Source organism: Sphingomonas sp. AC522 (assembly GCF_979258125.1).
This window is the reverse complement of sequence record NZ_OZ409836.1, coordinates 2,879,492-2,899,364: the sequence shown is the minus strand read 5'-3', so window position 1 is coordinate 2,899,364 and position 19,873 is coordinate 2,879,492. Positions and strand designations below refer to the sequence as shown.

The 19,873-nt window shown below is 65.6% G+C and carries 21 protein-coding genes; 8 read left to right on the top strand and 13 right to left on the bottom strand.

Features of this window, described 5'->3' with window-relative positions; translation table 11 throughout:
- Positions 1–16 precede the first annotated feature (16 nt).
- The 5 genes from ACZZZM_RS14645 to miaA form a co-directional block, all read right to left on the bottom strand.
- Positions 17–658: a YceI family protein gene (locus tag ACZZZM_RS14645; RefSeq protein WP_463595814.1), complete on the bottom strand. Its 642-nt coding sequence runs from the start codon at positions 656–658 to the stop codon at positions 17–19.
- Between the two features lie 148 nt (positions 659–806).
- On the bottom strand, positions 807–1,826 hold the full coding sequence (gene ilvC / locus ACZZZM_RS14640; RefSeq protein WP_463595813.1) for a ketol-acid reductoisomerase: 1,020 nt from the start codon (positions 1,824–1,826) through the stop codon (positions 807–809).
- A 110-nt stretch (positions 1,827–1,936) separates the two neighbouring features.
- Complete coding sequence (ilvN, locus tag ACZZZM_RS14635) at positions 1,937–2,452, bottom strand: acetolactate synthase small subunit (RefSeq protein ID WP_463595812.1); 516 nt, start codon at positions 2,450–2,452, stop codon at positions 1,937–1,939.
- Positions 2,453–2,455: 3 nt separating this feature from the next.
- Positions 2,456–4,201: an acetolactate synthase 3 large subunit gene (locus ACZZZM_RS14630; RefSeq protein WP_463595811.1), complete on the bottom strand. Its 1,746-nt coding sequence runs from the start codon at positions 4,199–4,201 to the stop codon at positions 2,456–2,458.
- A 79-nt stretch (positions 4,202–4,280) separates the two neighbouring features.
- A complete protein-coding gene (gene miaA / locus ACZZZM_RS14625) occupies positions 4,281–5,213 on the bottom strand; it encodes a tRNA (adenosine(37)-N6)-dimethylallyltransferase MiaA (protein ID WP_463595810.1) in 933 nt (310 codons plus the stop codon).
- Between miaA and serB the strand changes: the two genes are divergently transcribed.
- From serB to ACZZZM_RS14605, 4 genes are all read left to right on the top strand, one after another.
- A complete protein-coding gene (serB, locus tag ACZZZM_RS14620; RefSeq protein WP_463595809.1) occupies positions 5,206–6,084 on the top strand; it encodes a phosphoserine phosphatase SerB in 879 nt (292 codons plus the stop codon). The genes miaA and serB overlap by 8 nt on opposite strands.
- On the top strand, positions 6,069–6,431 hold the full coding sequence (locus ACZZZM_RS14615) for a DUF2200 domain-containing protein (RefSeq protein WP_463595808.1): 363 nt from the start codon (positions 6,069–6,071) through the stop codon (positions 6,429–6,431). The genes serB and ACZZZM_RS14615 overlap by 16 nt, the downstream gene beginning before the upstream one ends.
- Before the next feature lie 78 nt (positions 6,432–6,509).
- Positions 6,510–7,568, top strand: a complete 1,059-nt coding sequence (locus ACZZZM_RS14610; protein ID WP_463595807.1) for a serine hydrolase domain-containing protein — start codon at positions 6,510–6,512, stop codon at positions 7,566–7,568.
- A 137-nt stretch (positions 7,569–7,705) separates the two neighbouring features.
- Positions 7,706–8,110 (top strand): ExbD/TolR family protein, encoded by a 405-nt coding sequence (locus ACZZZM_RS14605; RefSeq protein WP_463595806.1) that lies wholly within the window; start codon positions 7,706–7,708, stop codon positions 8,108–8,110.
- Positions 8,111–8,123: 13 nt separating this feature from the next.
- Here ACZZZM_RS14605 and ACZZZM_RS14600 read toward each other — a convergent pair whose 3' ends face one another.
- Both ACZZZM_RS14600 and ACZZZM_RS14595 read right to left on the bottom strand, forming a co-directional pair.
- The gene (locus ACZZZM_RS14600; RefSeq protein WP_463595805.1) at positions 8,124–8,921 is read right to left on the bottom strand and encodes a MipA/OmpV family protein; all 798 of its coding nucleotides are present in this window, start codon (positions 8,919–8,921) and stop codon (positions 8,124–8,126) included.
- A 48-nt stretch (positions 8,922–8,969) separates the two neighbouring features.
- Positions 8,970–9,902 (bottom strand): SPOR domain-containing protein, encoded by a 933-nt coding sequence (locus ACZZZM_RS14595; protein ID WP_463595804.1) that lies wholly within the window; start codon positions 9,900–9,902, stop codon positions 8,970–8,972.
- Between the two features lie 186 nt (positions 9,903–10,088).
- Here ACZZZM_RS14595 and ACZZZM_RS14590 point away from each other — a divergent pair, with 186 nt between their 5' ends.
- The 3 genes from ACZZZM_RS14590 to ACZZZM_RS14580 are packed head-to-tail and all read left to right on the top strand — an operon-like array spanning position 10,089 to position 12,691.
- Complete coding sequence (locus tag ACZZZM_RS14590; protein WP_463595803.1) at positions 10,089–10,802, top strand: AAA family ATPase; 714 nt, start codon at positions 10,089–10,091, stop codon at positions 10,800–10,802.
- Positions 10,803–10,804: 2 nt separating this feature from the next.
- Entirely contained in the window at positions 10,805–11,350 is a 546-nt protein-coding gene (locus tag ACZZZM_RS14585) for a hypothetical protein (protein ID WP_463596455.1), read from the top strand.
- 12 nt (positions 11,351–11,362) lie between these two features.
- A complete protein-coding gene (locus tag ACZZZM_RS14580) occupies positions 11,363–12,691 on the top strand; it encodes an SPOR domain-containing protein (RefSeq protein ID WP_463595802.1) in 1,329 nt (442 codons plus the stop codon).
- Between the two features lie 62 nt (positions 12,692–12,753).
- Here ACZZZM_RS14580 and ACZZZM_RS14575 read toward each other — a convergent pair whose 3' ends face one another.
- The 6 genes from ACZZZM_RS14575 to ACZZZM_RS14550 form a co-directional block, all read right to left on the bottom strand.
- Complete coding sequence (locus tag ACZZZM_RS14575; RefSeq protein ID WP_463595801.1) at positions 12,754–13,521, bottom strand: hypothetical protein; 768 nt, start codon at positions 13,519–13,521, stop codon at positions 12,754–12,756.
- Positions 13,518–14,750: a dihydroorotase gene (locus ACZZZM_RS14570; RefSeq protein WP_463595800.1), complete on the bottom strand. Its 1,233-nt coding sequence runs from the start codon at positions 14,748–14,750 to the stop codon at positions 13,518–13,520. The genes ACZZZM_RS14575 and ACZZZM_RS14570 overlap by 4 nt, the downstream gene beginning before the upstream one ends.
- Positions 14,741–15,730: an aspartate carbamoyltransferase catalytic subunit gene (locus ACZZZM_RS14565; RefSeq protein WP_463595799.1), complete on the bottom strand. Its 990-nt coding sequence runs from the start codon at positions 15,728–15,730 to the stop codon at positions 14,741–14,743. The genes ACZZZM_RS14570 and ACZZZM_RS14565 overlap by 10 nt, the downstream gene beginning before the upstream one ends.
- Positions 15,731–15,838: 108 nt before the next feature.
- Complete coding sequence (locus ACZZZM_RS14560; RefSeq protein ID WP_463595798.1) at positions 15,839–16,267, bottom strand: hypothetical protein; 429 nt, start codon at positions 16,265–16,267, stop codon at positions 15,839–15,841.
- 131 nt (positions 16,268–16,398) lie between these two features.
- Complete coding sequence (gene ruvX / locus ACZZZM_RS14555) at positions 16,399–16,857, bottom strand: Holliday junction resolvase RuvX (protein WP_463595797.1); 459 nt, start codon at positions 16,855–16,857, stop codon at positions 16,399–16,401.
- Positions 16,854–17,951 (bottom strand): DUF3089 domain-containing protein, encoded by a 1,098-nt coding sequence (locus ACZZZM_RS14550; protein ID WP_463595796.1) that lies wholly within the window; start codon positions 17,949–17,951, stop codon positions 16,854–16,856. The genes ruvX and ACZZZM_RS14550 overlap by 4 nt, the downstream gene beginning before the upstream one ends.
- 137 nt (positions 17,952–18,088) lie before the next feature.
- On the opposite strand from ACZZZM_RS14550, the gene ACZZZM_RS14545 reads away from it, so the two are divergent.
- Positions 18,089–19,870: a DUF4153 domain-containing protein gene (locus tag ACZZZM_RS14545; protein ID WP_463595795.1), complete on the top strand. Its 1,782-nt coding sequence runs from the start codon at positions 18,089–18,091 to the stop codon at positions 19,868–19,870.
- The last annotated feature ends 3 nt before the right edge of the window (positions 19,871–19,873 follow it).

The window sequence follows — 19,873 nt, the reverse complement described above, 5'->3', positions numbered from 1 at the left end:
GCAGCAGTTGCAGCTTCTAGCTCTTGAAGAAGCCCGCGGCGATCTTGAGCTTCACTTCGTCCGAAACCATCGGGATGGCGAAGCCGATGCCGAAATCGCTGCGCTTGATCGTGGTTTCGGCTTCGAAGCCGAGGCCTTGCTTGCCGCCCATCTCGGCGGGCATCTTGCCGGCGCCGTAGAATTCGACGTCGAGCGTGACCGGTCGGGTGATGCCGTTGAGCGTCAGATTCCCGGTCACCTTGGCCTCGTCGCCATCGGCCACGACCGAGATCGATACGAAGCGGGCATCGGCAGGGGAGGGGCCGAAGAAATCGGGCTTGTCCGCGGCATCCTTGGGCGCGCGGAGCAAGTGCGCCGTCAGCCCAGCGCTGGCGGTGGTGACCTTCGCGACGGGGATGGTGATATCGACCTTGGCGGCATTGGGGTTGCTCGGATCGATCACCAGCGTACCGGTGCTGCTGCCGAACAGGCCCATATAGGGCGTGAAGCCGAAGTGATCGACTTCCCAGGCGACCAGCGTGTGATCGGGATCGACCGTGTAAGTGCCGGCGGCGACGCGTGCGGTCTCCTTTGCACCGGGCACCTGCATCGCCTGCTGAGCGACGATCGGCGTGGCGACGAGAAGGCTGGCGGCGAGTGCGGCGTATCGAAAGCGCATCAATGGGGCTCCTGTTGGGGTAGCCTGTCATGTCGGGAGCTTTGCCCGCGCCGTCGAGCAGCAGGTTGGAAACGCTTGGTTTCACGGAAATCAAAAAGGGCCGCGAGCGCATGCGCCCGCGGCCCAGAAGCCCCAGAGCAGGGACGTTCTAGTTCTTCGCCTTGTCGACAAGCTTGTTGGCGCCGATCCAGGGCATCATCGCGCGCAGCTCAGTGCCGACCTGTTCGATCGGGTGCGCGGCGGCGGCCTTGCGGCTGGCTTTGAGCTCGGGCTGGCCGGCGCGGTTGTCGAGGACGAAATCCTTGACGAAACGGCCCGACTGGATGTCGGCCAGAACGCGCTTCATTTCCTTCTTGGTCTCATCGGTGATGATCCGTGGGCCGGTTTTGATGTCGCCATATTCGGCAGTGTTCGAGATCGAGTAGCGCATATTGGCGATGCCGCCCTCATAGAGCAGATCGACGATCAGCTTGGTCTCGTGGAGGCATTCGAAATAGGCCATTTCGGGGGCATAGCCGGCCTCGACCAGGGTTTCGAAACCCGCCTGGATCAGGTGGGTGATGCCGCCGCAGAGCACGGCCTGCTCGCCGAACAGATCGGTTTCGCATTCCTCGCGGAAATTGGTCTCGATGATGCCCGAGCGGCCGCCGCCGACGCCGCTGGCATAAGCAAGGGCGATATCATGCGCGTTGCCCGACACGTCCTGATGGATCGCGACGAGGCAGGGGACGCCGCCGCCCTTGGTGTATTCCGAGCGCACGGTGTGGCCGGGGCCCTTGGGGGCGATCATGATTACGTCAACGTCGCTGCGCGGCTCGATCAGGCCGAAATGCACGTTGAGGCCATGGGCGAAGGCAATGGTCGCGCCGGGCTTGAGATTGGCGTGAAGATCATCGGCGTAGATCGCTGCCTGATGCTCGTCAGGGGCGAGGATCATCAGGATATCCGCCCATTCGGCCGCCTCCTGGTTCGACAGCACCTTGAAGCCGGCACCCTCGGCCTTTTGCGCAGTGGCCGAGCCCTCGCGCAGTGCGATCGCGACTTCCTTAACGCCCGAATCACGGAGGTTCTGCGCATGGGCGTGGCCCTGAGAGCCATAGCCGAGGATGGCGATCTTCTTGCCGGTGATCAGGTTCAGTTCGGCGTCGCGATCGTAATAGACACGCATGTTTCTTCCCTTTTCCTTTTCGTCATCCCGGCGAAAGCCGAGACCCAGAGCCAAGCAGCGTGCCGCTTGTGACCCTAGGCCCCCGCTTCCGCCGGGGTGACGGTGAACCTTCAGGCCGCCTCGGCCCCTCGCGAAATCGCGACGATGCCGGTGCGGGCCACTTCGACCAGGCCGACTTCGCGCATCAATTCGACGAACTTGTCGATCTTGTCCGATCCACCGGTGACTTCGAACACGAAGCTGGAGATCGTCGCATCGACGACGCGGGCGCGGTAGACTTCGGCGAGCCGCAGCGCCTCGATGCGGTGATCCCCGGTGCCCGCGACCTTGACCAGCGCCAGCTCGCGCTCGACGTGCGGGCCGAGCACAGTGAGATCGGTGACCTTGTGGACGGGCACCAGCCGCTCGAGCTGCGAGTGGATCTGCTCCATCACATGATCCGAGGCCGAGGTCACAATCGTGATCCGGCTGACCGATTTGTCCTCGGTGATCTCGCTCACCGTCAGGCTCTCGATATTATAGCCGCGCGCGGTGAACAGGCCGGCGATCCGCGCGAGGATGCCGGGTTCGTTGTCAACGATCACCGCCAGCGTATGCCGCGCGGCGGCTTCTTCCTTGATGTGCATGGCTCAGACCAGCGCCTTGGCTTCGTCGTCCATTTCGCCGGAGACTTCGGCGGCCTGGAGGAGCATTTCGGTGTGGGCGGCGCCCGACGGGATCATCGGCAGGCAATTGGCGAGCTTGGCCACGCGGCAATCGACGATCACCGGGCCGTCATGATCGAGCATCGCCTGGATGCCGTCCTCAAGATCGCCGCGCTTGTCGATGCGGATGCCCTTCCAGCCATAGGCTTCGCCCAGCTTCACGAAGTCTGGCAGCGCATCGCTGTAACTCTCTGAATAGCGGCTCTGATAGGTCAGCTCCTGCCACTGGCGGACCATGCCCATATATTCGTTGTTGAGGATGAAGATCTTAACCGGCAGGCGGTATTGCGTCGCCGTTGCCAGCTCCTGGATGTTCATCTGGATGCTGGCCTCGCCGGCAATGTCGATGACCAGGGCATCGGGGTTGCCGAGCTGCGCGCCGATCGCCGCCGGCAAGCCGTAGCCCATCGTGCCGAGACCGCCCGAAGTTAGCCACTTGTTCGGCGCTTCGAAATGGAAATGCTGCGCGGCCCACATCTGATGCTGGCCGACTTCGGTGGTAATGATCGGCGCACGATCCTTGGTTGCCTCATAGAGCGAGCGGATCGCCTGCTGGGGCATGATGACGTCGGGTTTGTCGTCGAATTCGAGGCAGCCAACCTGGCGCCAACCGCGGATGCGGGAAAACCACTCGGCAACATCCGGACGCGGATGTTGCCGCGCGTGCCATGTGTCGATCATCGCGCGCAGGGCGCAACCGACATCCGCAATGATGGGGAGATCGACGCGGACATTCTTGTTCACAGAGGAACGGTCGATATCGATATGGATCTTGGCGCTGTTGGGCGCGAAGGCGTCGAGCCGGCCGGTGACGCGATCGTCGAAGCGCGCGCCGAGGCAGACGATCAGATCGGCCTGGTTCATCGCCCAATTGGCCTCATAGGTGCCGTGCATGCCGAGCATCCCGAGCCACTGGTCCGACGAGGCAGGGAAGGCGCCGAGGCCCATCAGCGTCGAAGTGACCGGCGCACCGGTGATCTCGGCCAGCTCGCGCAGCAGGCGCGAGGCTTCGGGGCCGGAATTGATGATCCCGCCGCCAGTGTAGAAGATCGGCCGTTCGGCCGCGGCGAGCATATCGACCGCGCGCTCGATCAGCGCCATATCTGGCTCGGTCTGTGGGCGGTAGGTCTTGTGCGCGATCTCCCCCGGCGCCGAATAGGCCGCCGTGGCGACCTGGACGTCCTTGGGGATATCGACGACGACCGGACCCGGACGGCCGGATGTGGCGATGTGGAATGCTTCGTGGATCACGCCGCCGAGGCTCGCAGGGTCCTTCACCAGATAATTATGCTTGGTGCAGTGCCGGGTGATGCCGACGGTGTCGGCCTCTTGGAAGGCATCGGTGCCGATCAGCGCAGTGGGAACCTGGCCGGTGATCACGACCATCGGGATCGAATCCATCAGCGCATCGGTGATGCCGGTGACGGCATTGGTCGCGCCGGGGCCGGAGGTGACGAGCACGACGCCTGGCTTGCCGGTCGAGCGGGCATAGCCCTCGGCGGCATGTGTCGCTGCCTGCTCGTGGCGGACGAGAATGTGCTTGATGCGGTCCTGCTTGAAGATAGCATCGTAGATCGGGAGGACGGCGCCGCCGGGATAGCCGAACACGACCTCCACACCGAGGTCGGTCAACGCCTCGATCAGAATGTCCGCTCCGCTCTTCTCGGTCACGCTCTTGCTCCTTGGTGCCGCACACGATGCTGCGTTGCGGAAAGCTGCTGCTAGAGGCACGAAAACTACGCGTCAAGGCCTATATGCGACATTTAGTTTCAAAATAATCAAGTAAAACGTTCGTTTCTGTCTCATGACTGCGGTGCCATTCGGGTGGCGGCTGGCGCCGAAACCAAGTGAATTGGCGCTTGGCATATTGCCGCGTGGCGAGTGCCCCCGCGGCCGCGGCCTGTTCGGGGTCGGTCTCGCCGCGCAGGACCTGGCCGAGTTCGGTCACGCCGATCGCGCGGAGGATCGGGGCGTCGACGGGGACATCGGTGCGGCCGAGCAACGCCGCCACTTCGCCACGCGCGACTTCGGCCATCATCGCGAAGCGGCGGTCGATCCGCTCGCCGAGCCAGTTGCGATCAGGAAGGAGGATGAGCGCCGCCAGGTCGATCTCGCCGCCCATGCCGCCGAGGCGCTGGGCCTGCCATTGGTGCAGCGCTCGACCGGTTGAGAGGACGACTTCGAGGGCTCGTGATACGCGAACGGTGTCGGTGGCGTTGAGCCTGGCCGCCCCCTGCGGGTCGAGTTGGGCGAGCTTGGCGTGCGCGTCAGCCACGGGAGTGGCGCGGACCTGCGCGCGGATCTGTGAGTGGATTTCGGGGACAGGCGCGATACCGTCGAGCAAGGTGCGCATATAGAGGCCGGTGCCGCCGACCAGGATCGGCAGGCGGTCGTCGTCATGCGCTTCGTGGATCGCCGCGCGCGCCTCGGCTGCCCAGCGCGCAGCCGAATAGGCATCGGCGCCGTCTATATGGCCGAACAGGCGATGCGGCGCGCGGGCTTCCTCCTCGGAGGAGGGTCGGGCGGTAAGGACGCGCAGATCGGCGTAGACCTGCATCGAATCGGCATTGATGACCGTGCCATTGTGCTTTTCGGCGAGCGCCAGCGCGAGCGCGGACTTGCCGCTCGCGGTCGGCCCTGCGATGAGCCCGACCTTCGGGAGACTAGGGGAAGCCATGTTCATCGCGACGCTTGTAGCAGACGGTTTGGGCGCCGGGCAGCTTTCCGAAGCCGGCGACCGGCTGGCGGCAGCGGGCTGCACGCCGGGGGCGTGGCGCTGGCTCGAAGACGGGCGGGCGGCGGACCTGGAGTTCACCATGCATGTCGATCTGGCGCGCGGCGCGCTGGAGGGGGCTTTCCCGGCGACCGACGTGATCGTCCAGCCGTTGGCGGGCCGCGAGAAGAAGCTGCTCGTCGCCGACATGGATTCGACGATGATAACCGTCGAATGCATCGACGAGCTTGCCGACTATGCGGGGATCAAGGCGCAGATCGCCGAGGTGACCGAGCGCGCGATGCGGGGCGAACTGGACTTTGGAGCGGCGCTGGATGCACGCGTGGCTCTGCTCAAGGACCTGGAGGAGGCGGCGATCGACCTTTGCCTTGCCGAACGGGTGCGCGATTCGGTGGGCGCCGAGATTCTAGTGAAGACCATGGCTGCGCGCGGAGCGATGACCGTTCTTGTTTCCGGCGGCTTTACTCGGTTCGCCGAGCCGGTGGGAAGGCGGCTGGGCTTCCAGCGAGTGATCGCCAATGTGCTGGAGATCGGCGCGGGCAAGCTGACAGGCGCGGTGACCAAGCCGATCGTCGACAGCGCGACCAAGGAGACGACCCTGCTGGCGTGCCGTGAGGAGCTGGGGCTCTCGCCGGCTGAGACGCTGGCGGTGGGCGACGGCGCCAACGATCTGGCGATGATCCGCCAAGCGGGGCTGGGGGTGGCATACCGCGCCAAGCCGATCGTCGCCGCGGCCGCGGGGGCGCGGGTGGATCATACCGACCTGACCACGTTGCTTTACGCGCAGGGGATAAAGCGGGGCGAGTGGGTGACCGCGTGACCGGGCATCGCATCTATTCGGTGAGCGTCGCCAGCGTTTACCCGCATTATGTCGCCAAGGCCGAGAAAAAGGGCCGCACCCAGGCCGAGGTGGACGAGATCATCCGCTGGCTGACCGGCTACAGCCAGGACGCACTGGAAGCGCAGCTAGTGGCGAAGACCAGCTTCGAGGATTTCTTTGACCAGGCCCCGGGGATGAATCCCTCGCGCACGCTGATCACCGGCACGATATGCGGCATTCGTGTGGAAGCGATCGAAGAGCCGCTGATGCGCGAGATCCGCTACCTCGACAAATTGATCGATGAGCTCGCCAAGGGCAAGGCAATGGCGAAAATCCTGCGGAGCTGAGCGCAGCCGGCTCGGCGGCACCTTGCTCCCACCGCTCTGAAAGAATAGGCGCATCCCCCTGATAAGGGGAAGATATCGATGCTGGACAGACGCTCTTTGCTAGCCGGGGGCATCGCGCTCGGGACGGCGAGTGCGGCCGGGGCGATGCCGCGGGCGAGCGCGAAGTCGCGTGCGATCGACGCAGTCGAGTTGCCGGCGGGTTTTAATGGGTTGCTTGCTTATGGCCGGGGAGGGCGGATCGAGCATCTGCGCTGCGTTGGCTTTGCCGATATCGAAGCGGCGAGTCCCGTGACCAGGGCGACGCAGTTCAAATGGGGCTCGGCATCGAAATGGCTGGCCAGCGTGGCAGTGCTTCGTCTGGTCGAGCAAAAGCGGCTCGACCTCGATGCGCCGATCGCGACCTATCTGCCCGATTTTCGCCGCGACACCGGGGAGCGTGTTGTGCTGCGGCATCTGCTGTCGAATACCAGCGGGATTCCCGATTTGCTCAGCCGCCAGCTCGGCGTGGAGCCTGAGCTCCGTACCTCCACAGCTACCGCGGGCGCGATCGCCGCGCGATTTGCCAACGGTGACCTCGCGTTCGCGCCTGGACAGGGTTGGGACTATGCCGCGCTCAACTGGGTGATTGTCGCAGCCTTGCTGGAGCGGGTGACGGGGGAGCCGTTCGCCGACTTGGTCGGTCGGCTGGTGCTGCGCTCGCTGCGGATGACGGGGGCGGGGTTCGCGCAGGCCAGGCAGCCGGCGATGCCGGGGCTCGCCGCCGCCTATCGCAGCGTGGCTCCACCGGAGCGCAACATGTCGCCGATCCCGCCTTTCGTCGCCGCGAGCGGAAATGTCGCCGGCACAGTGCAGGATGCGATCCGTGCTGCCCATGGCATCTTCCACGGCGCATTGCTCCACCCCGCCTCGCGCACGGAGCTGGCGACAATCCGGTGGCCGGCAGAGGAATATGCCCTGGGCGGCCGCGTCCACGCGATCGACGGCGAGCGCTGGGCGTGGGAGACCGGAAAGGTCGGCGGCTACCGCACGCACATCGCGCATCGGCTGAGCCGAAGCGAGACCATCGTGATATTCAACACGACCGACATGACCCAGTCGATCCTTTCGGACTGGGTGGAAAAGATCGCCCGAGCTTAAGCGCTGAACGCGCCCGGTTCGGGCGGCTTATGATCGAGCCGGGCGACCCCATGTCCTTCCGGCGGGGCTGGGTATCTTCCGCTATTGCACCTCGGCGGTGTCATGATATGTTGCATCATCACTAGAGGAGAGATGTCATGGCAACTGCCCGCGTTTCCGAGCCCTCTTATTTCAACGCGATCAACGTGACGCCGTTCATCGACGTGATGCTGGTGCTGCTGGTGGTGATCATCCTCAGCCTGCCGCTGGCGAATCATAAGGTGCCGATCGACTTGCCTAACGGCATGCCCAAGGCCGGACCCGAAGAGCCGCACCGGTTGTCGATCGACAAGGGTGGCGCGCTCTATCTCGACGGGCGGGCGATTTCGGACGCGGCCTTGCCGGCGACGCTGGCCGTGATCCGCGACCGGCCGGGGGCGGTGCTGCAGATGCAAACCGATCCCGATTTGCAATATGCGCGGTTCAGCACCGTGCTGACCGTGGTCAAGCGGGCCGGCATCACCAAGCTGGGCTTTGTCGGGCATCAGCGCCTGCCCGATTGATGCGGCTAGAGGCTCAGGGCTGACGGCCGAACGTGTAAGTCAGCCCGAGCCCGCCGGCGAGCTGATCGCGCTTGCCATAGGCACGGATCAGCGGCGAGCGACCGGCATCGCCGACGAGGCGATCATATTTGACATAGCCGATCAGGCCCCAGCGCTCGTTCAACGCATAGCTCGCGCCGCTGGCCAGGCCGATGGCGTGGACGCCCTTGCCGGGGCGATAGACGGGCAGGCCGGTGCGCGCGGCGGCGGCGGGGTTCACGCCGAAATATGCGTTCTGATAGTCGCGGTCCGAAACCGAGAGGCGCGGGCCGACCGAGATGACATATTTGTCGCCATCGCGGATCACGACATCGGCGCTCACCGAGCCAACAAGGCCGCGGTGTCCGCCAATCCCCTGGCGGGCCTCGGTGCGGATGCGGAAGGATTTTCCGAGCCAATATTGAACGAAGCCGCCGACCTCGAAGGTGGTGCCGACTTCGTCGATCGGTGCGGCGACATGCTTGCGGCGGCGGCTGCTTTCGACGCCCAGTGCCGGGCCGAACTCGAAGCCCGAAGTGCGCAGCAGCGGGAAGCCGAAGCTTTCGTCCGGGGCTTCGAAGTCGAACGGCTTAGCGCCGCGGGTGACGGCGAAATCCCAGAACGGCTTGACGCTGGTCTCGTCCGAGCCGGGAAAGCGCGGGACGATCTGCGCGCCGAGGCCGACGCGGACGCGCAGTGGCTCCTTGCGCGGCTCGGGAGCGTCCGACTGGGCGAAAGCGGGGCCGGCGAGCAGGAAGCTGGCCAGTGCGGCGGACAGAGCTGGTTTGATCATCGCCTGCCTAACGAAGACGCGCTGCATTCGTTGCGAGCCCGTATCGCTCTATCGGGTCGGCACGCAGGGGCTGATGCCGCCGCACGCACCGGCTGCCTCACCGCGGCTGGCATAGGGACCGACCAGCACCTTGGTGAGGTTGCCGCTCTTAACATAGCTGACCTGGCGGCCGGGGAAGCGGCTGCCGACCTGGCTCCACAGCTTGCGGGCATTGCCCGGATCGCCGAACGCGCCAAGCTGGAGGCGCCAGCCGCCGTCGCGCACCGGCGCTGCCGCAGGTGGGGCGGCCGGGGGGCGGGCGACTACGACGGGAGTCGGGCGCGGCGTGGGGCGTGTTGTCGGGGGCTGTGTTGCCGGCTGGTTGGCCGCCACTCGGCCGGGCGGGGGCAAGTCGACATTGGGGGCGCGGTTGAATTCTTCCTCGTAGCGCCGCGCGAGGGTCAGGCCCTGCTGGCGCTCGGCGACGGACATGTATTTGTCCATCTGCGCGAGGGCAGTCGAGGCTTCGTTGAGGCCGGTCTGCGACGAGCGCGTGACCAGCGCATAGGCGCGGACCCAATCCTTGGCGACGACATCGCCGTTGAAGTACATCGTGCCGAGGACGTATTGCGCGCGCGGATCAGCGCGCTGGACAGCGCGCTGGAGCCAGGTGAGGGCTTCGCTGCGCTTTCCGTTGGCAAAAAGCGCGAGGCCATAGCTTGCCTCGGCTTGCTCATGGCCCTGCCATGCGGCCTTGCCGTACCAGGTCTCGGCCTGTTTGAGATCGGCGGGGACGCCGCGGCCCAGCTTATAGGCCTGGCCGAGATTGAATTGCGCGTCGGCATTGCCGCGGTTGGCCTGGGCGCGCCAGAGATCGACGGCGGTCTTGAAGTCGCCCCGGTCCCAAGCATCGACGCCTGCCTTGACGCTGTTGTCCTGCGCGCATGCGGGCGCCACGAGCAGGGCGGCACCGGCCGCCGCGGCCATCCAAAGGGATTTCATTCGCTTCAAACTCCCGCCCCCGGGCCGTGTTTCAAACAACGCTAAGTGCCAGTTAACCATCGATAGGGAAAGAAATCCTTACTTCCGGCGCACGCACCCTGCGTCCCGCCGCGGCACGCGTTAACTTCTTCTTGAGAGAGAGCGTGGCATCCCCGGCACCGGTTTCGAGTGAATTCGAGGGGGTATATGCGCGTTCTGGCGATGGCATCGCAGAAAGGTGGGTCCGGCAAGACGACCTTGTCCGGGCATCTTGCCGTGCAGGCGGAGCGCGCGGGCTGCGGCCCGGTCGTGCTGATCGATATCGATCCGCAGGGCTCACTCTCCGACTGGTGGAACGAGCGCGAGACCGAGTTTCCGGCCTTTGCGCAGACCACGGTGGCGCGGCTTGCCGCCGATCTCGAGGTGCTACGCCAGCAGGGCTTCAAGCTCGCCGTGATCGATACGCCGCCCGCCATCACCATGGCGATCCAGAGCGTCATCCAGGTCGCCGAACTGATCGTCATCCCGACCCGCCCGAGCCCGCATGACCTGCGCGCCGTGGGCGCCACGGTCGATCTGTGCGACCGCGCTGGCAAGCCGCTGATCTTCGTGGTCAATGCCGCGACCCCTAAGGCGCGGATCACATCAGAGGCCGCGGTCGCGCTCTCGCAGCATGGCACGGTCGCGCCGGTCACCATCCACCATCGCACCGATTTCGCATCGTCGATGATCGACGGGCGCACGGTGATGGAGATCGACCAGAACAGCCGCTCGGCCGGCGAAGTGATCGCCTTGTGGTCGTACATTTCCGACCGGCTCGAGAAGAATTTCCGCCGCACCGTGTTTGCCGCGCCCGCCGCGGTCCATCACTTCGGCGCGGCGCGCCCGGCAGGCGGCTTCGGCCGCCGGGTGGTGAGCTGATGATCGGCAGCTCCAAGCCGATGGCTTCGCTTTCGTCGAGCCTGCTCGCGCGCAAGGGCCAGGCCAAGCCGGCGATGCGCCCGCAAGGGTTCGTCGGCATGTCGCACGGCACGACGCAGGACGATCTTGGCTGGAACGACATGGGCGAAGAGCCTGTCGCCCAGCAGCATTACGAGCCGCAGCCGCAGCCCCAGCCGGCCCCCAAGCCGATGGTGCTGCGCCAGATCGAAGCGATCGAAGAGCAGATTGCCCAGGCCCCGGCGCCCAAGCCCGAGCCTGCGCCTGCTCCCAAGGCCGCACCGGCTCCCAAGCCGGCTGCGCCTGCCGCAGCGGTTCGCACCGCGCGCGTTGCCATCGCCAAGACCAACAAGGCCGCGTTCACGCTGCGGCTCAATACCGACCGTCATTTGCGGCTGCGCCTCGCATCGGCGGTGACCCGGCGTTCGGCGCAACAACTGGTTACCGAGGCGCTCGACGCCTTTCTGGATTCGCAACCCGAGGTCGAGGCGCTCGCGCGCCAGATCGGCCCGGCCAAGGATCATGGGTGAGGGATCAAGACCATGAATAATCGCAAGCTCCTGTTCGGCCTTTCGGCACTCGCACTTGGCGGGACGCTGGCGGGCGGCGCGCTGCCCCAGGGCTTTGCGCTCTCGGCCTTCGCCACCGAAGCGCCCAACGCCAAGAAGGCGGCCTCCGAAGCAGCCCAAGCGCGCAAGGCGATCGCCAAGCGCAAGGCCGCCAAGGCCGTCGCGCATGCCGAGATGGCGGTGGCGAACGATCCGCAGAATGCCGAATATCGCGCGCTGCTGGGCCAGGCCTATATGCTCTCGGGCCGTTTCACTTCGGCGGCGCAGGCGCTGAACGACGCATTGACGCTCAATCCCGAGGACGGGCGCGTCGCGCTCAACCTCGCGCTCGCCAAGATCGCAGGCGGCGACTGGGCCGGTGCGCGATCGACGCTCGAGACGCATGCCGATCATATTCCGACTAGCGATCGCGGGCTCGCGCTGGCACTTGCCGGCGATCCGGTGACTGCCGTCGATCTACTGACGCCTGCGGCTCGCGCTGCGGATGCGACCGCCAAGACTCGCCAGAACCTTGCGCTCAGCCTCGCGCTGGCCGGGCGCTGGTCCGAAGCGCGTCAAATCGCCGCGATCGACGTCGCGCCCGATCAGCTCGACGCGCGAATCATGGAATGGGCGAAGTTCTCGCGCCCCACCAATGCCTATGACCAGGTGGCATCCCTGCTCGGCGTCAACGCAGTCCAGGACGCCGGCCAGCCGGTGCGCCTGGCGCTGGTCCAGCAGCCGAACGTGATGGTCGCGGCAGCGCCTGCGGCCGACCCGATCGATCAATATATGCCTGCGGCTTCGGCCGCGGCGCCGCTGGAGAGCGATGTCCTGGTCGCGGCTGCCGATACGCTTCCCGAAGTGCAGCAGATCGCAGGGACCGGCGCGACAGTGGTGTTCGGCCCGCGCGAAGAGATCGTGCAGGCGCTTCCCGCCCTTCAGCGCGAGGCACAGCCGGCAGCGGCGCAGGTGCGCGTGGCGCAGGCTTCGGCACCGGAGCCGGTCCCTTCGGCAGCACGCAGCGGCAAATATTTCGTCCAGCTCGGCGCCTATACCAATGCCGGGGTCGCGCGGGATGCGTGGAACAAGCATATGCGCCGTGTGCCGGGGCTTGCCTCGCGCGCGCCGCAGGGCGCCAAGGTTTCGACGCGGGCGGGCAATTTCTATCGCCTGTCGGTAGGCGGGTTCGCGCGCACCGATGCCGATGCCTTGTGCGGGCAGGTCCGCGCGACCGGCGGGACCTGCTTCGTGCGGGTCCAGGCGGGCGACGCGCTGGCGAGCTGGGCAAAGCCCCGCAGCGCACAGATGGCATCGCGCTGAGAGCTACCTAGATCGATAAAAAAAGGCCGGGCGAAAGTCCGGCCTTTTTGCCTAGCGGCGGTTCAGCGTTGCGCTTCGATCCGTTTCAACAGTGCGCGCATCTGATATTCGAGAGAATCCGCGACCGAAAGAAAACTCGCGACCTCGGCCTGATGCCAACGAAGCTCATCGGGCAGCTTCGGAGCCGCGCGGAGTATCGCGGCGGCGGCCTTGAAGCTTTTATCGGGAAGCGCAGGATCGCAGCTTGGCGGCAGGGCGACGGTGATCGGCAACTCCGTGCGGGTTTTATCGCCGCATTCCGATCGAATGGCTTCCTGAATCTCGGTGGGAAGGATGCTGCGCACGTTCCGCCGGTACGGCGTCGCCACCGCGCCAGTGTCCACCGATTGGAAATTGGCGGTCATGACGGAGGACAGCTCTCTCCTGATTTGCGGATCCTCGATGTTGCGCATCTGCTCGCCGCCGAAGATCAGCGTCCAGTTCTGGCTGTTGGTGCCGATGCCGTAGATCTGGCTGGCTTGATACGCCGCGATCACGAACTGCTTGTCTGAAACCTTGGGATTGCGTGCCCAGCCCGCAAATGCGGTGTCCGCATAGCCCCGCGTGGTTCGGTAATAGACCTTGGCGCTCTCGAAAAAGGCAATCAGGCCTCGCAACTCGGGCTTCAGTTCGGCGAGCAAGACTTGCGCTTGATGCTTCTCGATCCGCTGCTGGTTCCAGTTCGAGACCTGCGTACCGATAAAGACACCGACGATCACGATGACCAATTCGATGGCGATCGCCACCCAGTTCTGGGTGCGCAGGGCATTGGCGACGCGGCGGACGATCATTGCGCTCCAACCTCGTTTCCGCCCTTGAACAGGCGCAGCGCCTTGCCCTGGACGGGAAGCTTGTCGAACGGGGTGTTGCCGGCGCGAGCGGCCATGCGATCGGCGTCGATGATCCAGGGCGTCTCGGGATCGAGCACGATCAGATCGGCGGGCATGCCGGGGGCGAGGGTGCCGGCGTGGATGCCAAGGATGGAAGCGGGATTGGCGGCGAGCAGCGCGAACAGGCGCTCGATCGGCAGGAGGCCATCGCGCACCAGCCCGAGCGACAGCGCCAGTAAGGTCTCCGCGCCCGACATTCCGGGCTCGGAATCGGCAAAGGGCAGCCGCTTGGCTTCGGGGCCGCGCGGATCGTGGCCCGAGGCGATGACGTCGATCGTGCCGTCCTTGATCGCGGCGAGCGCGGCCTGGCGGTCGCTTTCGCCACGCAGGGGCGGCGAGAGGTGCGCGAAGGTGCGGAAGTCGCTCATCGCGATGTCCGACAGCAGCAGATGCGCGGGGGTGATGCCGCAAGTGACCGCTACACCGCGGCGCTTGGCGGCGCGGATCAGGTCGAAGCCGGCGGCAGTGGTTACCTGGCGGAAGTGGATGCGGGCCTGGGCTTCCTCGGCCAGCATCAAGTCGCGGGCGATGGCGAGTGCCTCGGCAATGGCGGGGGCGGCGGGGAGGCCGAGCCGCGTCGCGGTTTCGCCTTCGGTAGCGGCGGCGGCGGCGGTCAGGCCGGCATCCTCGGCGTGCGCGATCACGGCAAGGCCGCAACCCTTGGCATAGGCCAGCACCCGGCGCATCGTCCCGGCGCTCGCGATCCAGCTGCGGCCGGTGGCGGCGGCGCGGGCGCCCGCCGAGGCGTTGATCGCCATTTCGCCGAGGTCCTCGCCCGCCAGCCCGCGTGTGGCGGCGGCGATGGGGTGGACCCAGAGGTCAGGCTTGCCCGATGTGGCGGCGCGGCGGACGATGCCGGGATCGTCGAGCACGGGCGACTGATCGGGCATCAGTCCGACGCGGGCGATCCCGCCGAAGCGGCACGCGGCGCGATCGACTGCGAATACGCCGAGATCGATCAGGGCAGGGGCGAGGGTCTTGCCGGCGAGGTCGATCGTCTGCGTGTCGGCGGGGATGGAGATGTCGCCGACTGCGGCGATCGCGCCGTTTTCGACGAGCAGCGCGCCCTTGCTGACGCCGCCGATGGGGCAGACGAGCGTCGTGTTGGTGAAGGCGAGGGTCACGCCCAACCCTCCACGCCGCGTGCTCTGCGCGTGAGCACGTCGAGGCAGGCCATGCGCACTGCGACGCCCATTTCCACTTGCTCGGTGATCGCGCTGCGTATCGGATCGTCGGCGACCGAGCTGTCGATCTCGACGCCGCGATTCATCGGGCCTGGGTGCATCACTAGCGCGTCGGGGCGGGCGAGGGCCAGGCGCTCGGGGGTAAGACCGTAGCGCATGTGGAATTCGCGAGTGGAGGGGATGAAGCCACCGCTCATCCGCTCGTTCTGGACGCGGAGCATCATTACGACATCGGCGCCCTCGAGCGCGGCATCGAAATCGCTGAAGGGCGTGACGTACATCCGCTCGATCCCGGCGGGCATCAGCGTCGAGGGGGCGACGACGCGGACTTCGGCGGCCAATGCAGTCAGCGCCAGCATGTTCGATCGCGCGACGCGGCTGTGGAGGATGTCGCCGCAGATCACCACGCGCTGGCCCGCGACCGAGCCGCGGCGGCGGCGGATGGTGAGTGCGTCGAGCAGCGCCTGGGTGGGGTGCTCGTGCCAGCCGTCGCCGGCATTGAGCACCGGGCAATCGACCTTGTCGGCGATGAGCTGGACCGCGCCCGAGCTGCCATGGCGGATGACGATGACATCGGCGCGCATCGCGTTGAGCGTCACCGCGGTATCGATCAGCGTTTCGCCTTTCTTCACCGAGCTCTGGCCGACATGCATGTTGACCACGTCGGCGCCGAGCCTTTTGCCGGCGATCTCGAAGGAGAGCAAAGTGCGGGTGCTGTTCTCGAAAAATGCGTTGATCTGGGTAATGCCGTCGAGCCGGTGATCGTTCTTGGCGCGGCTGCGGTTTGCCTCGACCCATTGCTCGGCCTCGTCGAGAAGGAACATGATCTCGTGCGGCTGGAGCCCCGCAATGCCGGTCAGGTGCCGGTGCGGGAAGGCGGCGCTGCCCGGGAGCTGGGCAGCGGGGCGATGATCGGATGCTTGCATTAAAGGGGTGGGTTAGAGGGGGAGGAGCGGGTGCGCAAGGCACACAAAGCAAGACCCCCGCGCCTTGCGACGCGGGGGTCCATTATCGCGGGAGCGCGATTGGGTAGCTTATGGGTTGAGCGTGACTTCGGCGATCTCGCAGAGGTTGACCTTCTTCATCTCGGTCGTGTCCTCGTCGTCATAGGTCGCCTTCAGATCCCAGAGGCATTCGGTTGCTTCGCGCTCAAAGGTGATCTTGGCGCTTTCGCCATTGTTGAGCACGTCCTGGCCGAGGATGTCGGGACCCCATTCATTCTCGTTGGTGGGCGAGACGTTGAAATTCACGACCGTGTGGCCGGTCTTGTTGATGATCGTGAAGTCCTGCTGACCAGCGGCGGTCGTTCCGGCCGCGTTGTCCGCAGTCGTGTTCGCGGCGGGCGCGGGAACAGTGGTGTTGGTGGTGGTGGTCGTCGTGGTGTTGGTGGTTTCGGGCTTGCCGCAAGCGGTGAGCGCGAAAGCCGAGACCAGCATGGCGCCGGCCAGAAAACGAGTGTTCATCATATTCCCCCTGATTGGAGGGGCCAGCATATAGCGGGGGAAGCGAAGTACAAGTTTGTTTCGGGTTCGTTTCAATAGCGGTCAATATGTTGATAAAGCGCGCTATATTCGCGTCTTGCACGTTTCGATGGTCACTGATTGACCAATGCATCGATCGCAGCCTGGAGGATATGCGCCGCGGCCATGTTGTCGATCCGCTCGGCACGCTTGGCGCGGCTCAGATCCTGCTCGATCATCGTTCGCTCCACCGCCACCGTCGACCAGCGCTCATCCCAGAGCAGGATTGGCAGGCCCATATCGTCGAGATTGCGCGCGAAGGCGCGGGTGCTCTGGGTGCGCGGCGAATCGGTGCCGTCCAAGTTAAGGGGAAGGCCGATGACGAGGCCCTTCACTTGCTGTTGCGCGATCAGATCGGCGAGCGCGGCCTTGTCCTTGGTGAATTTCGAGCGACGGACCAGCAGGGCCGGGGAGGCGAAGCTCCAGCCGGCGTCACAAAGCGCCGTTCCGATAGTCTTGGTGCCAACATCGAGCCCAAGCAAGCGCCCGGCGGGCAGCGCCGCGCGGAAATCTTGGGCGGCCGTCGTGATCACGGCTTGAACGCCGCCAGCCGCCGCTCGGCATCGGCGCGGACATTGGCCCAGAACAGGCTGTAATCGAACACATGGTAGTTGTTGCCGGGCAGCACATAGGGGCCGAGATCGGGCGGATTGCTGCCGATCAGCAGGAAGCCGCGGCCATCGCAGCGCGCGCCCACACGGGCCTTTTCGATATGCGCGTTCTGCAAATCCTTGTCCTGGATGAGCGCGCCGAGATTGGCTTCGGGGGCGGCATTGTCATTGGGCTTGCCGGTGATCGGATTGGTGCAGACCATCTGGGTCTTGGCGCGGGGGAGGCCGGTGAAGCCGTTGCTGGCGTCGAAAATGTCCATGATCAGCGACGGGTCGGCGGGTTCGCCGAAGCTCTGCCAGGAGAGGATGCAGCCGGTCTGGTCCGCGGCGGCGCAGGCGAGGAGGCCCATCTTCGGCAAGTCGGCGGTGATCGAGACGGGCCAGCCGACGATATATGCAGCGACGATCCGCTTGGCGAGCGGGGTGCCGGCGATGCGATCGACGAGGAGCCGCGAAAGATGGAGCGCGCCTTGGCTGTGGCCGGCGAGGACGATCGGGCGGTCACCGGCTTCCTTGAGGAACTGATCGAACGCCGCGGAGACGTCGCGATAGGCGAAATCGAGCGCCTGCTGCGCTTGCTTCTGCGACGTCAGGAATGCGCCGAATGTCGCCTGGCGATAGCGCGGTGCCCACACCGCGCCGACGGAATTGAACGCACTCGCCTGGCCGCGGAGGAACAGTTCGGCGCGACCATTGGCGTCCTGATTGTCGAGTGGGGCGTTCCACGCGCTGCGATCGAGGAACGAAGTCGGGTGGACGAAGAAGACCGCGGCCTTGGGGTCTGCTGCGGGCGCATAGCCCTCCGGCACCCACGCAGCCGGGTTGCCGGGCTTGTCTGGCCGGGCGAACCACATGTCCGCATTGGCATAGCTTCCCGGCGGTGCGAGCGCGACGACCTCGGCGCTCGGCACCATCGCCTGGCGCATCAGCTGGGCGCCCCAGAATCGGTAAGCAAAGGCAGCGGCAAAGGCGAGCACGATAAAGAAAACAATCACATAGAGGAATTTGCGAGCCAAGCGACCACTCCGTTGTGCGATGCAGCATAAGCCGGGGTCCGGCAACCGCGATTCCCTGAGCCATGCGTGCGCGGGATGCAACCGCGAGTTGACGGAAGGGCGCGCGGGGGCGGATGCTGGCGTCAGGGGAGAGCCAGATGACCGATTTGCACGAAGTCGCCGAGGACCCGTCGCCGGTCTGGCCGCTGCGGCCCTTGCTTCTGGCATTGCTGGGCCTCGCGACCGGTCTGGTTGTACATCTCCTCGTCGGCGACTTGCCCGATTCCAAATTCACGCCCGGCCTTCTCGCTTCGCTGACCTTCGTCACCGTAAGCGCAGGACTGATCGGCTTCACGATCGAGCGGCGCTTCTGGCACGCTTCGGTGGCGTTCGGGCTTACGACAGGCGCGATCGCCGCGGGCGTGGTCTGGTGGAATGGCGCCCCCGACCAGTGGAGTGGGGGTGACGGCTGGCGCGGCGTGAGCCTGTTGCTCGCCATCGCAATCGCCGCCCCGCTGTTCCAGGCGGCACGCGACGAGGGGAAAGCGCGGTTTCCCTACGCTTCGGTGCACGATCATGCCTGGACCAACATCGTGCTCTGGGGCGCGTGCTGGGTATTCGTCGGGATCACTTTTGCGCTCGCCTTCCTGCTTTCCGAGCTGTTCCACCTCATCAAGCTCGATTTCCTGAAGGAATTGCTGCGCGAGGACTGGTTCCTGCGCGGATTGGTGGGGCTCGCTTTCGGCGGTGTGCTCGGCATCCTGCGCGAGCAGGCCCAGATCGTCCGGCTGCTCCAGCGCGTCGTGCTGACGGTGCTCGGTGTGCTCGCGCCGGTGCTCGCGGCGGGGCTGATAGTGTTCCTGCTTGCCTTGCCCTTCACCGGCCTCGCGCCGCTGTGGGAGGCAGGGAGCGCGACGGGCATCCTGCTCGCCTGCGTCGTCGGATCGCTGGTGCTCGCCAATTCGGTGATCGGCCGGGCGGCGGACGAGGAGCGCCATTTCCCGCTTCTTAGATATGGCGCAATGGGCCTCTCACTGGTGATGCTGCCGCTCGGGATCATTGCCGCAGTCGCGATCGGGCTGCGCATCGGGCAATATGGCTTCACGCCCGAGCGGCTGTGGGCGCTGACCTTCGTGGTGCTCGCCTGCGCCTGCGGGCTGGCCTATCTGGTTTCGCTGGTGCGCGGGTGGCTCGATTGGGCGGCGAAGGTGCGGCCGGCGAACCTCAATTTGGCGTTCGGGACCTGCGCGGTGGCGCTGCTTCTGGCGACGCCGCTGGTGAGCTTCAATGCGATCGCGACCAAGGACCAGGTGGCGCGACTCGAATCGGGGAAGCTGAGCCCTGAAAAGTTCGACTGGCGGGCGCTGGCGTTCGAGTTCGGTGAGCCGGGCAAGGCCGCGCTCAAGAAGCTGCAAACCTCCGCTAATGCATCGTTGAAAGCCAAGGCAGATGAAGTCGCCAAGGCCGGCTCACGTTGGGAGGTGCATCAAAACCTAGATGTGCCAAATGATCAGAAGTTCGTGGGCACTTTTGATGTCAGGCCAGCGGGTACCGCGCTGCCTGAAGCACTAAAGCTAAAGATTGTTGAATGGCCAGAAAGCGGCTGCCAGCAGAAAGATCTGTGCCGCGTGTTCATTCAGCCGGATGGCAAAAGCGCTGTAGTGATAAGCGATGGCTGCGCAGCGCGTCCGCCCCAGCAGCGGAGCGATCCAGTGAACAAGTGTCAGGCGCGGGTGCAGGCTTATGTTCTGGACGGGGACAAGTGGCGAGCTTCGAACCCCCCGCCACCCCCGGCGCCGGTTGTCATGACGCAAGAACAGGAACGTGCCTCTATCATTAAGGAGTATGCGGCGATCGAAAGCGGGCGGGTGGAAATCCGCAACGTCACCAGGCGACAGGTATTTGTCGGGGACAAGCCGGACGGCCAACCCTTCGAATAGGTT

Coding starts and splice junctions, on each gene's coding strand:
- ACZZZM_RS14610 (WP_463595807.1), top strand. CDS start 6,510: ATGCTGGACAGACGCTCTTTGCTAGCCGGGGGCATCGCGCTCGGGACG.
- ACZZZM_RS14580 (WP_463595802.1), top strand. CDS start 11,363: ATGAATAATCGCAAGCTCCTGTTCGGCCTTTCGGCACTCGCACTTGGC.
- ACZZZM_RS14600 (WP_463595805.1), bottom strand. CDS start 8,921: ATGATCAAACCAGCTCTGTCCGCCGCACTGGCCAGCTTCCTGCTCGCC.
- ACZZZM_RS14605 (WP_463595806.1), top strand. CDS start 7,706: ATGGCAACTGCCCGCGTTTCCGAGCCCTCTTATTTCAACGCGATCAAC.
- ACZZZM_RS14560 (WP_463595798.1), bottom strand. CDS start 16,267: ATGAACACTCGTTTTCTGGCCGGCGCCATGCTGGTCTCGGCTTTCGCG.
- ACZZZM_RS14590 (WP_463595803.1), top strand. CDS start 10,089: ATGCGCGTTCTGGCGATGGCATCGCAGAAAGGTGGGTCCGGCAAGACG.
- ACZZZM_RS14575 (WP_463595801.1), bottom strand. CDS start 13,521: ATGATCGTCCGCCGCGTCGCCAATGCCCTGCGCACCCAGAACTGGGTG.
- ilvC (WP_463595813.1), bottom strand. CDS start 1,826: ATGCGTGTCTATTACGATCGCGACGCCGAACTGAACCTGATCACCGGC.
- serB (WP_463595809.1), top strand. CDS start 5,206: ATGTTCATCGCGACGCTTGTAGCAGACGGTTTGGGCGCCGGGCAGCTT.
- ACZZZM_RS14645 (WP_463595814.1), bottom strand. CDS start 658: ATGCGCTTTCGATACGCCGCACTCGCCGCCAGCCTTCTCGTCGCCACG.
- ACZZZM_RS14545 (WP_463595795.1), top strand. CDS start 18,089: ATGACCGATTTGCACGAAGTCGCCGAGGACCCGTCGCCGGTCTGGCCG.
- ilvN (WP_463595812.1), bottom strand. CDS start 2,452: ATGCACATCAAGGAAGAAGCCGCCGCGCGGCATACGCTGGCGGTGATC.
- ACZZZM_RS14595 (WP_463595804.1), bottom strand. CDS start 9,902: ATGAAATCCCTTTGGATGGCCGCGGCGGCCGGTGCCGCCCTGCTCGTG.
- miaA (WP_463595810.1), bottom strand. CDS start 5,213: ATGAACATGGCTTCCCCTAGTCTCCCGAAGGTCGGGCTCATCGCAGGG.
- ACZZZM_RS14565 (WP_463595799.1), bottom strand. CDS start 15,730: ATGCAAGCATCCGATCATCGCCCCGCTGCCCAGCTCCCGGGCAGCGCC.